Source organism: Vreelandella sp. ssv (assembly GCF_059448525.1).
Window position 1 is genome coordinate 275,003 of sequence record NZ_CM182545.1, and the last position, 13,135, is coordinate 288,137.

The 13,135-nt window shown below is 54.8% G+C and carries 13 protein-coding genes and 1 tRNA gene; 9 read left to right on the plus strand and 5 right to left on the minus strand.

Annotation, left to right across the window (positions count from 1 at the left end; all coding sequences use genetic code 11):
* Together brxL and AC5TBW_RS01310 are read left to right on the plus strand one after the other, a co-directional pair.
* Positions 1-2,061, plus strand: coding sequence for a BREX system Lon protease-like protein BrxL (gene brxL / locus AC5TBW_RS01305; RefSeq protein WP_495510365.1), 2,061 nt, complete (start codon positions 1-3; stop codon positions 2,059-2,061).
* A gap of 211 nt (positions 2,062-2,272) precedes the next feature.
* Positions 2,273-2,557 carry a transposase gene (locus AC5TBW_RS01310; protein ID WP_495510366.1) on the plus strand — a complete coding sequence of 95 codons (285 nt, stop codon included), beginning with the start codon at positions 2,273-2,275 and terminating at the stop codon, positions 2,555-2,557.
* Positions 2,558-2,627: 70 nt separating this feature from the next.
* On the opposite strand, the gene AC5TBW_RS01315 is transcribed toward AC5TBW_RS01310, so the two are convergent.
* The 3 genes from AC5TBW_RS01315 to ispB form a co-directional block, all read right to left on the minus strand.
* The gene (locus AC5TBW_RS01315; protein WP_495510367.1) at positions 2,628-3,653 is read right to left on the minus strand and encodes a helix-turn-helix domain-containing protein; all 1,026 of its coding nucleotides are present in this window, start codon (positions 3,651-3,653) and stop codon (positions 2,628-2,630) included.
* A gap of 443 nt (positions 3,654-4,096) precedes the next feature.
* Positions 4,097-4,173 (minus strand) — tRNA-Pro (locus AC5TBW_RS01320).
* Positions 4,174-4,263: 90 nt separating this feature from the next.
* Positions 4,264-5,268 (minus strand): octaprenyl diphosphate synthase, encoded by a 1,005-nt coding sequence (ispB, locus tag AC5TBW_RS01325; protein WP_495510368.1) that lies wholly within the window; start codon positions 5,266-5,268, stop codon positions 4,264-4,266.
* Between the two features lie 337 nt (positions 5,269-5,605).
* Between ispB and rplU the strand changes: the two genes are divergently transcribed.
* From rplU to proB, 4 genes are all read left to right on the plus strand, one after another.
* Entirely contained in the window at positions 5,606-5,917 is a 312-nt protein-coding gene (gene rplU, locus AC5TBW_RS01330; RefSeq protein ID WP_176304985.1) for a 50S ribosomal protein L21, read from the plus strand.
* Positions 5,918-5,946: 29 nt separating this feature from the next.
* Positions 5,947-6,204, plus strand: coding sequence for a 50S ribosomal protein L27 (rpmA, locus tag AC5TBW_RS01335; RefSeq protein ID WP_008957069.1), 258 nt, complete (start codon positions 5,947-5,949; stop codon positions 6,202-6,204).
* Between the two features lie 207 nt (positions 6,205-6,411).
* On the plus strand, positions 6,412-7,599 hold the full coding sequence (cgtA, locus tag AC5TBW_RS01340) for an Obg family GTPase CgtA (RefSeq protein WP_495510369.1): 1,188 nt from the start codon (positions 6,412-6,414) through the stop codon (positions 7,597-7,599).
* Between the two features lie 104 nt (positions 7,600-7,703).
* Positions 7,704-8,843 carry a glutamate 5-kinase gene (proB, locus tag AC5TBW_RS01345; protein WP_495510370.1) on the plus strand — a complete coding sequence of 380 codons (1,140 nt, stop codon included), beginning with the start codon at positions 7,704-7,706 and terminating at the stop codon, positions 8,841-8,843.
* A 20-nt stretch (positions 8,844-8,863) separates the two neighbouring features.
* Here proB and AC5TBW_RS01350 read toward each other — a convergent pair whose 3' ends face one another.
* On the minus strand, positions 8,864-9,877 hold the full coding sequence (locus tag AC5TBW_RS01350; protein WP_495510371.1) for a DUF1853 family protein: 1,014 nt from the start codon (positions 9,875-9,877) through the stop codon (positions 8,864-8,866).
* A gap of 135 nt (positions 9,878-10,012) precedes the next feature.
* Positions 10,013-10,492: a PepSY domain-containing protein gene (locus AC5TBW_RS01355; protein ID WP_495510372.1), complete on the minus strand. Its 480-nt coding sequence runs from the start codon at positions 10,490-10,492 to the stop codon at positions 10,013-10,015.
* Between the two features lie 146 nt (positions 10,493-10,638).
* On the opposite strand from AC5TBW_RS01355, the gene AC5TBW_RS01360 reads away from it, so the two are divergent.
* From AC5TBW_RS01360 to AC5TBW_RS01370, 3 genes are all read left to right on the plus strand, one after another.
* Positions 10,639-10,998: a PepSY domain-containing protein gene (locus AC5TBW_RS01360; RefSeq protein WP_495510373.1), complete on the plus strand. Its 360-nt coding sequence runs from the start codon at positions 10,639-10,641 to the stop codon at positions 10,996-10,998.
* Positions 10,999-11,073: 75 nt separating this feature from the next.
* A complete protein-coding gene (locus AC5TBW_RS01365) occupies positions 11,074-11,748 on the plus strand; it encodes a response regulator transcription factor (RefSeq protein WP_495510374.1) in 675 nt (224 codons plus the stop codon).
* Positions 11,745-13,121: a sensor histidine kinase gene (locus tag AC5TBW_RS01370; RefSeq protein ID WP_495510375.1), complete on the plus strand. Its 1,377-nt coding sequence runs from the start codon at positions 11,745-11,747 to the stop codon at positions 13,119-13,121. The genes AC5TBW_RS01365 and AC5TBW_RS01370 overlap by 4 nt, the downstream gene beginning before the upstream one ends.
* Positions 13,122-13,135 lie beyond the last annotated feature (14 nt).

The window sequence follows — 13,135 nt, forward strand, 5'->3', positions numbered from 1 at the left end:
ATGGAGCTCGATGATCTGGATCGCAAGGCCGCCGAACTATTGGATGGTTTCTTGGTTCGCAAAGATCTGGTGCGTACGTTTGCTCGCCAGTTTCCTGTACCAACGTACGTGGTTGAGTTTCTGCTCGGCCGCTACTGTGCCAGCACCGATCCAGAAGAAATTGAGGAAGGCCTGGAGGTAGTGCAGCGGCAGCTCAAGTCACGCACCATCAAGGCTGGCGAGGAAGAACTGTTCAAAGCCCGCGCTCGTGAGAAGGGCGAAATCAAGGTTATAGACCTTATACAAGCGCGACTTGATACGAAAAATGACACCTATATGGCGAGCTTGCCTAGCTTACGCCTTAACGATGTGCGGATTCCTGACGAGTTGGTTAGCGAGCACGAGCGCATGCTGACTGGTGGCTTCTACGCGGAGCTGACACTGGAGTACGACGCTAGCATCGCTCAGGAGCAAGGAGGCCGCCCTTTCGGTATCCGCGCCCTGCGAGAGATCCAGTTATCAAAACGTGATGTGCTCGATGAACTAGGCCGTGCACGTCGGCATTTTAGCACTGAGGAGTGGAAAGCCCTCTTACTCCGTTCAACCGGTATTGAAGCAGCTGGGCTGAGCGAGCGCCAAAAAGATGCCATGCTGCTGCGTATGGTGCCCTTTGTGGAGCGCAACTATAACGTGGTGGAGCTTGGCCCCCGTGGTACCGGTAAGAGCCACTTGTTCCAGCAGGTATCGCCTTATGCCCACCTGATTTCCGGTGGCAAGGCCACCGTGGCCAAGATGTTCGTTAACAACGCCAACGGCCAGCGCGGCCTGGTGTGCCAGTACGATGTGGTCTGCTTCGATGAGGTATCCGGTATCTCGTTCGATAACAAGGACGGCGTCAATATCATGAAGGGCTACATGGAAAGTGGCGAGTTTTCCCGTGGCAAAGAGAGCATCCGCGCTGATGGCTCTATCGTGCTGGTAGGCAACTTCGATGTCGATGTTGAACATCAGCAGCGCATCGGGCACCTGTTTGGACCCCTGCCCGAGGAGATGCGTAACGATACTGCCTTTATGGACCGCATTCATGCCTTTCTACCAGGCTGGGACGTACCCAAGGTTAGCAAGGAACTCTTGACCGATCACTTTGGTTTAGTGAGTGATTTTCTTTCTGAATGTTGGAGTCAGTTGCGTAATCAAAGCCGTGTATCGCAATGGCAGGGGCGTGTCTTTTTTGGCGGAGCGTTATCTGGGCGTGACACTAACGCGGTTAATAAAACAGCAAGTGGTCTCTTGAAGTTGTTATATCCTGGAGATGACTTAACACCGAGTGAAGAAGATATAGAGTGGGCAATTCATATTGCGATGGAAGCACGCCGACGGGTCAAGGAGCAGCAAAAACGTATTGGTGCCGCCGAGTTTAGAAATACGCACTTTAGCTACACAATGGGGGAAGATGGTGTAGAGAAGTTTGTTGCAACTCCTGAGCTGCAGAGTGATAGCAGTATTGGAAATGATCCTTTAGAGCCGGGGCAGGTATGGTCAATTACGCCTGGGGGACAAACAGCAAACGGACAAGAAGAACACCCTGGATTATTTCGTATTGAAGTGAATGAGGGGCCTGGTACTGGTGTTAAGATACTTAATAAACCTGTGCCACCGGCTTTTCGCGAAAGTGTGGGTTATGCCGAGCAAAATCTTTACACGCGCGCTGGGCAATTAGTAGGCGACAAAGAACCAAGGCAACATGAGTTTACTATTCAGCTCCGAGCATTTGATGCTGCTAAATCAGGCAGTAAGTTAGGTGTGGCTTCTTTAATAGCCATGAGTTCCGCTTTATTAAAAAGAAGCGTGAGAGGTGGTCTTATCGTAGTAGGGGAGATTAACCTTGGTGGGTCAATCGAGCCAATTCATAACCCTGTCACGTTAGTAGAGATCGCTGTTGAAAAAGGCGCGACAGCTATTCTCATGCCAGTGACTTCTCGAAAGATGCTGTTTGACTTGTCCGATGAGATGGCCACCAAAGTCGATATTCAGTTCTACCTAGATGCCAGGGATGCACTTTTGAAGTCGTTAGGCGAGTAGGAAAGCGTTACAACACCCGTAACTAACTACGGGTGTTGTAACAAGGCATGCTAATCGCTGATAAGAGCACTTACTGGCTAAGTATGAACAGCCATTTTCGTTGAGTGACTGTCTCAGATTCACAGCCAATAAAAACGAGAACCTAACACCCTAACAGTTGGCGGCATTCCCTGCGCTAGTGGCCGATCAGAGCGCCACTGTCGATACCTAGGTGATCAAGGAAAAGCTACGCTGGATCCAGAAGGCCCCGGCACCCAGAGCGGCTCAATGGCGCATCACGAACTACCTCAAGGTCATGCAGGCGGCGGTTTCTGAAAAGCCACTATTGAAGTCGATAGGTAAGGCCCTGGCAACGCTTGAGCGACATGCCGATGCGGTGGTTAGACGCTGGCACTCGGGCCTGACGAACGCAAGACTGGAAGGGATGAACGGCCTGTTTCAGGTGGCTCGGTCAGCGCACGTGGCTACCGGAACGAGGCCAACTTCATCGCCATGATCTACCTGATTGGCAGCCCGGTGGGCCGCCTGTTCGATCAAGCCAAGTCCACATGAAGTGTCAAAGAACCTCAAATATCTTCTGCCTTTGGACTATAACTACCAAACTGCGCCCTGCCATTGTTACCCCTACTGACCGCCAGCTTCATTGTTCTAAGGGCCTCCAGGGCAGCTGAGTTATCCACTCGGTGAGGAGCCTCAGGTGCTGAACAGGCAGTTTTCTGCGTTGAGCTCTTGCCCTGTCTAGAGCTCTCAGCGGAGACAGGGTGAATATCGTTTTTGCTTTCTTTAATTGGCCCGGCACGCGTTGACCATTCATCCTCCCACCCGTAGCTCTCCAGCCATTTAGCGGGGAAGGGGATGAACTGACCACCATTTTTGCACCAGTCGTGAGAGTTCTTCGCCTGCTCAAGTACCTCCAGCATTTTTTCGATGAGCGTTTCATCAGGCGCAATGATTTTCCAAGCTTCAACAGCTTCGCGCTTGCCACGACCTTTCGGATATGCGCTCCAGAATCGATTAAACCGCTTTTGCTGGACGGGATCTTGCAGGAGCGCAACACATGTACTGGCAGGAGCAGAAACTTCTCTTTTCTCTTTCATCAACTCCGGTGATGCAGAAGAAGTAGTTTGTTCTTTTTTTGTTCTTAATCTGTTCTGAATGGGTGATTCACCCGTTTCTTTGTGCCCAAAAGCCCCGCCTTTTGCAGATAAACCACCCGCCATTTCAAAGTTATGGGGGGGCAAGCTGCCCGCGGTTTCCCAGCCCGCCTCCCCTTCGCCATGTTCGAGCTCTTCTTTATCAAGATAGCGAGGAGGGGGAAGGCGATACATTGATCGCTTTGCGCGCCCAACGCCATGCTGAGTGTGAAGCCAGCCTAGCTGCTCTAAGCTCCTTAGGGTGCGCTGCAAGTCTCGACGATCAATGCCCGTCAAGCCAATCAAGGTGCTAAGATATAGCCAGCAGACAAACGCTTTATTTGCATGAGCATACAAAATACCAAGCACTCGGAGGTGCCGAGCATTTAACCGCTTGTCCATAAAAACACCAGATGGAACCCGACCATAAGGGGGGACCCGTGAGGGATCTACGTTCATTCCTGATCCTCCCACACCCAGTGCCAGATAGGGAGCCGAGTGACTCCGTAGTTATTGGTAAGCCTGAAAAACGAAAAATACCTATCCATTAAGAATCACCTAAAACATTGATTGATATGGATAAGTTAAAGAACTATGCACCTTGCATGTGATGGCTAATTAGCCTAAATGTCGAATTACCCACCTTTTTTAAAACTTTTGTCACTTTTATAGCCAATAGGAATAAATTTATTGCGAAACTCTTGCCGATCTCGGCAGTAGGATTCCGATAAATAAAGGGTTATATCTAGGACGTCGGGCATGGAAACCAAGAAGCAAGGAATTAGCCTTATCTACAGCAATGCAGATTTCCGCTACTTGCTACCTATTTGCTACCTAGAACCAATCCAACAAAAAACGGCCACTTGCTGTGTAAGCTAAGTGGCCGTTTTTCATGGAATTTTTGGTCGGAATAGCAGGATTCGAACCTACGACCTCTGCCTCCCGAAGGCAGCGCTCTACCAAGCTGAGCTATATTCCGAAGGTTGCCGAGCTGTGCTCAACAACGGAGGTGGATCATACTTAGCCAGACGCGTTTTTTCAAGTCCTCGGCGGTGTGATCTAGCAATTTTTATGCTTGGCGATCAACCGCTAAGCGGGCCAGTTGGGCCATGCTGTCGCGGTAGGCGCTGGGCGGCAAGGCTTCCAACTGCTGCAGGGCTTTATCAGCCATTTCTTCGGCCCGCTGGCGGGTATAGGCGAGTGCACCGGTGGCGTGAATAATTTCCAGCACGGCGTCTAGCTGCTCAAGCCCGCCATCGCGAATCACTTGGCGAATCAGCTTGGCCTGTTCCGGCGTGCCTTGTTCCATGGCGTGGATCAGCGGCAGCGTTGGCTTGCCTTCCGCCAAGTCGTCCCCGACATTTTTGCCCATGGCATCGGCATCGCCCTGGTAATCCAGCAGGTCATCAATCAACTGAAAGGCGAGACCCAGATAGCGGCCGTAATACTGGAGGGCTTGCTCCTGTTCCGGCGTTGCCTCTGCCAGCACCGCACCGCTGTGGGAAGCCGCTTCAAACAGCATGGCGGTTTTACCCAAAATGGTCTCGAAGTAATCCTCTTCAGAGATGCTGGGGTTGCCGATGTTGGTCAACTGCAGCACTTCGCCTTCCGCGATGATGCAGGTAGCGCCGGAAAGGATCGCCATAATACGCATCGAGCCCACATCGACCATCATCTGAAACGAGCGGGCGTAGAGGAAGTCACCTACTAATACCGAGGGTGCATTGCCCCAAGCGTCATTGGCGGTTTTTTTGCCGCGCCGCATATGTGATTCATCCACCACGTCATCGTGTAGCAGCGTGGAGGTGTGCATAAACTCTATTAAGGTGGCCAGCGGAATATGCTTGTCGCCGGAGTAGTCGAGCGAGCGAGCGGCTAGAAGTGCCAGTAAAGGGCGCAACCGTTTGCCGCCGCTTTCGGTAATGTACTGGCCGATCGTTTCGACCAATGGCACTTTAGAGTTGAGTTGCTCGACAATCGTCCGGTTAACGGCTGCGAAGTCATCGGCCACCACGGCGTGCAGCGGTGAAGGCGTTGGGCTGACGGGCTGGGCTGAGGAGACGTTAGCAGTCATGGGATCCGTTCATCGCGGCAGAGGGAGGCGGTAAGTGCCGCCCGTATTTGTGGATTAGATGTGGTCATGTGTTGGGGTCATGCTATGGGGCTGCCTGTTGGGCGTCAAGACACGCGCTGCGGTTACGCTGTGGTAGTGGAAGGCCGCAACAATTGACAAGTGCCTGTGGTCTTGTGGTAAGCAGCGATAGTCGTTATAATCCGCGACCCACTCATCATGCTCCCTGTCAGATGGCTCCAAAAGGGGCGCCACTCGCAGCAGGTCGATAAGAGCGGAAGGCGATGAGCGTTGGTTACGCGGGGCGTAACCGGCATTAACGACAAGTCCGGAGAGCGACATGTACGCAATTATTAAAAGCGGTGGCAAGCAGTACCGTGTTCAAGAAGGTCAAACCCTCAAGCTTGAAAAAATCGAAGTCGCTACCGGCGAAACGATTGAGTTTGATGAAGTGCTAATGGTCGCAGACGGTGATGACTTCAACATTGGTGCGCCGATGATCGGTGGTGCTAAAGTTTCTGCCGAAGTGGTTTCTCACGGCCGTGGCGATAAAGTCACTATCATCAAGTTCCGTCGCCGTAAGCACCACATGAAGCGTCAGGGCCACCGCCAGTGGTTCACTGAAGTCAAAATTACCGGAATTTCTGCGTAAGCAGTCAATTCCCCTAGGAGGATTTTGCAATGGCACATAAAAAGGCAGCCGGCTCCACGCGTAACGGTCGCGATTCCGAGTCCAAACGCTTAGGTGTGAAACTGTTCGGTGGCCAAGCGGCGACTGCAGGTAACATCATCGTGCGTCAGCGCGGCACGCGTTTCCACGCGGGCACCGGCGTAGGCCTAGGTCGCGATCACACGCTGTTCGCTCTGAGCGACGGTTTCGTGAAGTTTGAGACCAAAGGTCCGAAAAACCGCAAGTTTGTAAGCATCGTTTCTGCCTAAACGGCCAGCGTTGCGCTCGTAACGGTAAGAAAAAGTTACGAGAAAAAAAGGCCCCGCTATGGCGGGGCTTTTTTGTCGGTTAAATCTCTTTTCCAATACACTTTTCCACTATGACTTTACCGGTACGTCTTGGCCAGTATGCTGGTGGGAAAAGGTTGGGAAAAAAGCAGTGCATATTAGGGCGGCGGAAGCGGCCGGGAGAATCCAATGCAGTTCGTCGATGAAGCCTCGATTATTGTTGAGGCGGGCAAAGGCGGCAATGGCTGTCTTAGCTTTCGCCGCGAAAAATATGTGCCCAGGGGCGGCCCCGATGGGGGCGATGGTGGTCATGGCGGCAGCGTTTACCTGATTGGTGACGATGCACTAAATACCTTGATCGACTTTAAATTCCAGCGCTTCTATAAAGCCCAGAATGGGCAGGGCGGCATGGGTCGTCAAATGAGCGGCAAGGCCGGTGAAGACCTGCACGTAAAAGTGCCAGTGGGCACCACGGTGATTGATGAAGACACCCTGGAAGTCATCGCTGATGTGACCGAAATCGGTCAAGTGGTCTTGGTGGGCGAAGGTGGTCGACGTGGGCTGGGTAATATTCATTTTAAGTCCTCGACTAACCGCGCGCCCCGCCGCACCACAACGGGTACCGATGGCGATCGCCGCAACCTGCGTTTGGAAATGAAAGTGATGGCCGATGTTGGCCTGCTAGGCATGCCCAACGCGGGTAAATCGACGCTGATCCGCTCGGTGTCGGCTGCCAAACCCAAGGTTGCTAACTACCCGTTCACCACCTTGGTGCCCAACTTGGGCGTGGTAAAACTTGGGATGCACGAGCACTTCGTCATGGCCGACGTACCCGGCTTGATCGAAGGGGCCTCTGAAGGGGCAGGTTTAGGGCTACGCTTTTTGAAGCACCTAACCCGCACGCGGCTGCTGTTCCATGTGGTCGACGTGGCACCGTTTGACGAGTCTGATCCGGTGGCAGCGGCCAAGGCGATTGTCCACGAGCTGGGGCAGTTTTCGCCTGCGCTTTCTGAGCGCCCGCGCTGGCTGGTGCTGAACAAGTTTGATCTGCTGCCGGAAGATGAGCGTGAAGAGCGCGCCCAGAAGATTATCCAGGCGCTCAATTGGGAAGGCCCGGTGTTCCGCATTTCGGCGATCAGCAGCGACGGCACCGATAAGCTGGTTCAGGCGGCTTACCGCTGGTTGACCGAGCAGCGTCGCCTTGAGAACGAAGATGAAGAGGCGCTGGCCCGTGAAGAAGAAATGCGCCGCCGCATGGAAGAAGAGTCGGTTGCGCGTACCGAAGATCGTTTGGGTCGTCGGCGTAAGCGCGACGATGAAGATGACGAAGACTTCGACGACGATGATTACGATGTTGAAGTCGAATACGCCCCTTAGTGGTATTGAGCGGGTGCATTCAGTAGTAAGCTTAAGTTAATAAGCTAAAAAGGGGCTGCGTTCGCGCGGCCCCTTTTGTGATTGTCTGATTAAGGTGGGGTCGCATGGAAAGTAACGAGCAAATCCTAGGGCGCGGCGCGCTTAGCCGTGCACGGCGAGTAGTCGTGAAAATCGGCAGTGCGCTGTTAACTAACGATGGCCGTGGCCTGGACGAAACCGCCATTGGTGGCTGGGTGGATCAAATCGCCGCCCTGCACCAGCAGGGAATTGAGGTGGTGCTGGTCTCTTCCGGCGCCGTGGCCGCAGGCATGGTGCGTCTTGGCTGGCAGGTGCGTCCCAGCGCCGTGCATGAACTGCAGGCGGCCGCTGCGGTAGGTCAAAATGGCCTGACCCAGTGCTACGAGCAGCATTTTGCCCGTCACAGCATGCTCACCGCGCAGATTCTGCTCACCCACGACGACCTTTCCAACCGCAAGCGCTATCTGAATGCGCTCTCTGCGCTACGCACGTTAGTAGAGATGCGCGTGGTGCCGGTGATCAATGAAAACGACACCGTCGTTACCGATGAGATTCGTTTTGGCGATAACGATACCTTAGGTGCACTGGTCGCTAATCTTTTGGAAGCGGATGCGTTGCTGTTACTGACTGATCAAGAGGGCTTGTTTGATGCCGATCCGCGCCACAACCCCAACGCCCAGATGATTGGCGAAGGGCGCGCCGACGACCCACGCTTAGCCGCCGTGGCAGGCAGCGGCGGGGCGTTGGGGCGTGGCGGCATGAGCACCAAGGTGCGCGCGGCGCAACTGGCGGCGCGCTCCGGAGCGGTCACGGTGATTGCTAGCGGCCGCCAGCCTGACGTTATCAACCGGATAATGGCAGGCGAAGCGCTAGGCACTCTGTTACGCCCTGACCAAGCGCCCATGGCAGCGCGCAAGCGTTGGCTGGCGGGTCAACTTCAGGTGCGTGGCACACTGGTGCTGGATGCCGGTGCGGTGAAAGTACTGCGCGATAAAGGCTCTAGTCTATTAGCGGTGGGTGTGCGTAATGTGCAGGGCAGCTTTAAACGCGGTGATATGGTGGTGTGCGTGGATGAACAGGGCGCGTCAGTGGCCAAAGGCTTAGTGAATTATGGCGCTGATGAAGCGCGCCAGTTGGCGGGCCAACCCAGCCACCAGATCGAAGCGATCCTTGGTTACGTAGAAGCCCATGAGCTGATTCATCGCGATAATCTTGTCGTTATATAGAGGCTGTTTCTGGTCGTTTTTCAGTCCCGAATGCGGGGCGGTAAAGGCACTTGCCGGGGCCAGTCATCAGGTACCAAAAATAGCCGCTCGTAGCATTGTTCATGGTGCTCTCTATCTGAGTGAAACAGCATGACTTGCTGGGGGGATCGCCAAGCGTGAACCTTTTCGATAATGGCGGGCAACAGCTCCGCTGCAGGTCGAAAAGCGCTGAGGGGCGGGGGTGCCATCCAGTGAGGTTTTTCCAACCACGCGATGCGAGGCATGGTGGTTAACCGGGCTGCCATCTCAGGCCAATCGCGTAAGTAGCACCAGGTTCCTCGACGATGGTCTGGCGTCGCGCCTTCGGGCGCTGGCATTGCAGCATGCCAGGGGTAGTAAAGTACGCCGGGCATCGCCAGCCGCTGGGTTAGCTGTTCGCCTAAACGCAGCGCAGAAACCCCCAGGTCCCGTGGCATAAGCCAATGCGCTAGGGTTTCCAGCGCTGGCGCTGTAGTGGAAAGGAGAAGCTGGTGCCGTCGTAGGTGAGAGCACTTAAGCGCTAGGCTGTCTAACCCACCGGGGCCAATCCAGCGGCTTTGACTATTGGCGGCCCCAGGCCCTTCAGGCAGCCCCAGGTAGAACTTAATAGCGACTTCTAAATGTATCGGCGCCGGGTTGTCACGGGTTCTGTACAGCATGTCCAGCTCACCCAGGGTGTTGCGCTGGCGGGTGATGCGCACATTCCGTGCGAGCAGCCGCGTATTCGGTGCGTGATCTAATAGCGTATGCCACAGGCGTTCGTGGTAATGGCCCATGCGCGTTGCGCGACTGCCGTTCAACGCGGTGAGTGGTGGTCGGCCAAGCTTAAGTAGCCAGGGCAGTAGCGCGTTCTCCAGCCCTAACTCTTTAATGGTGGGCCGTCCTCCACAGGGAATCGGCGGAGGAAGCGCCACAAGATCAGGTGTGGCGACCAGCCAGGCCAAGTCTCTTAGCACCGACGCCGTGTTGCCGAGTGCTACTTTCTCCAGCGCGCCGTCAACGCCTTCGTTCAGCAAAGATATCTCCTCAGCAACCTGATAACGTCGGCACGATCAATTTAGCGACATGATTTTTAGCTGCATAGTTTGGCAGCCTACCATAAACGCAGCGGGCTCCCCTTAGGGAGCCCGCAAAGCGATTAGCTGGAAAAATTAATCGCGGTCAATTTGAGTCACTTCGGAAGAGCCCTGACGCACGCTGATTTCTAGCTCACGGCCATCGTCACCGCGGCCTTCGATATCGATGATGCCGCTTTTATCGATATCGAGATCTTCAAACTCAACCATACCCTCCTGGCTAGCGACGTCCAGTGCTTGACGGATATCGTCTTCGCTCATACCCCAGGCACCGGTAATCAGGCGCTCACGTTGCTCTTGCAGCGTTTCACCGTTATCGAGAGAGAATTCCACATCGGCGTACCACTCATCGTCCAGCCAACCTTCTACCTCTACGCGGCCACGGCTTTTAATGCTAACTTCTTCGTAGTGGCTGAAACCGTAGTCATTGGCGTGGGTCAATACGTCATCAATGCGATCCATCGGCAGCGAATCGTCGGCCTGCACACTTCCTGCCGCCGCGGCAAGCAGCAGAGCAGAGGTCGGGATCAGCAGCATTTTTTTCATGGTGTTCATAGCAAATTCCTTCTTTACGTATCTGTACGAAAACGAATAAACGGCATTCAGCGAATGCGACAGGGAATTTATACCACCACGAAACTTTCCTTAAGCTGACAAAGCTGTTCATCTAACGTTCATGTTGCCTTTGGCATGCTGACGCTATGAGTAAAATCCTACGCCACTTTAAAGCGCTACTGCGCAGCGTCCCTTGCCGCAACGTCACTGGGTTAGCCTTGGTGCTGTTGCTAGCGGGTAGCGCAGTGGGTGACCAGCATTGGGGGTCATTGCACGGCGAGGTTAGCCGGGGCGAGGTCGTTCCGCTCGATACTATTTTGGACTGGCTGGAAGCTCACTATATAGGTGAGGTGCTGGAGGTTGAAGTAGAGCGTGAAGGGGGATATGTAGAGTACGAAATCAAGCTGCTTGGCCCTCAGGGCCAAGTCGTTGAGTTTGAATTTGATGGCCATAATGGCCAACTGATGTCTATTGAGGGTGTGCGTATTAATGATATGCGCCGTTAGGTGTCATCACACCCCGTATCGCTGCGATATCACGCTTTGGATTGCCAAGACGTTGTCGAAAAGGGTAGTTAACCAATGAAGTGTTTGCTGGTAGAGGATGACCAGGCGCTAGCGCGTGAGCTGAGCCAAGCGTTGCGCGACGGTGACTGGCTGGTGGAGCATGCGGCGACCGGTCAGGACGCTGATTTTCTAGTGCGTACTGAAGCTTACGACACACTGATTTTAGATGTAGGGCTACCCGATGGCGACGGCACACGCTGGTTGGCGGCGTGGCGGGAAGACGGCATAGATCTGCCTGTACTGATCCTAACGGCTCGTGAGCGGTGGGCGGATAAAGCCGCGGGTTTTACCGCAGGCGCGGATGATTATGTCACTAAGCCGTTTGAACCAGCCGAAGTGTTATTTCGCCTGCGTGCCCTTGTGCGCCGCAGTCATGGTCACGCCCACCCCGTGTTGAAAGTGGGCGAACTCAGTTTAGACACCCACACCCAGCACGTGACGTTGGCAGGGCGGCCGGTCGGCTTAACCGCGCAAGAAACCCGGCTACTTGGTTACTTAATGCACGCGGCACCGCGGGTGGTGAGTCGTACCGAGCTTTCAGAGCACGTCTACGACCGCGACCATGAACCGGACTCCAACGTGATTGATGTCCAGGTCAGCCGCCTGCGTCGTAAATTGGGCAGCTGGCGAATTGCCACCCAACGGGGCCAGGGTTATCGGCTATTAGAAGAAGAGCCCGCGACCGAATGAGCGCCAAGGCAGCGTGGCGTCATCAATGGCAAAGACGGTGGGCAAAGCGCTCCATCAGCCTGCGACTATTGCTGGCCGTGCTGGTGATGGTGGGGCTAGCGCTGCCCATTGCTGGCACGTTCCTCTCTCACCACTACCGTACATCCGCCACCCAGGCCTTTGATGAGCGTTTGGCCGCCACGCTTAACGTCATCATAGCAGGCGTGACGTATGACCGTTTAGCCGAGCAGTTGGTCCACGATCGAGCGCTGGGCGACCCGCGTTTCGAGAATGTCTACTCTGGCTGGTACTGGCAAATTACTGATCAGGGGCAGCACACGCTGGCCTCACGCTCGTTATGGGACCAGCGCCTGCCGGTGGTTGAAAATGAAAGCCTTAGCGCCCGCTCAATTAGCGGCCCTCGTGAGCAATCGCTGCGCGTGGTGGAGCGGGATATCTATCTGGCCCCGCTAGAGGCGCCGCTGCATATCAGCGTGGCCGCCCGGGACGTTGTGCTCACCGAAGATATCCGTGAATTTCAGCATCTACTGTGGGGTGGTTTGATAGGCTTAGGCGTAGTGCTACTCGGCGTGTTAGCACTCCAAGTCCGTTGGGGGTTGGCACCACTTCGCCGCATGCGTGCTAACCTCCACGACGTAGAGCAGGGCCGCAGCGAACAGTTAGATACCCATTTGCCGGAAGAGTTAGCGACGCTAGCCGCCTCAATGAACGCGGTGTTAGCCCGCGACCAACGCTTAATCGAGCGCGGACGCCATACGGCGGGTAACCTCGCCCATGCGCTGAAAACACCCCTGAGTGTTATGCGCCTACAGTTGCGCCAGTTACCTGAAGCAAAACGTGGTGCCTGGGAGGTTGAACTAGCGCGGGTTGATAGCGCGGTACGCCACCATCTGGCGCGGGCCTCAGCGGCGGGCGAAGGCGTGCGTTTTGCACCTATTGATTTACCCACTACCCTGGCACCACTGCTTAACGGACTCTCTAGGCTCGCCCAGCGGCGTGGTATTGTGCTGCGTCAAATCCTGGAACAGGAAATCAGGGTGCACATGGATGAGCAAGATATCCAAGAGCTGGTGGGTAACTTGATGGATAATGCATTGCGCTGGGCGCATAGCGAGGTCCAGCTACATGCGCAGGTTGACCGTCAGCAGTTGATCTTAACCGTTAGTGATAATGGCCCTGGCATGTCTGAAGCGGAGTGTCAGCAGGCGGTTCAACGGGGCAAACGACTAGATGAACAGCGCTCTGGCAGTGGCCTCGGGCTGGCCATTGTGACGGATCTTGTCGCCTTGTATAACGGCCAAATGCATCTGGATCGCGCCAAGGCAGGCGGGTTGGAGGTGGTTGTGAAACTGCCTGTTGTGGCACCTGGATAACGGATAACTGATTG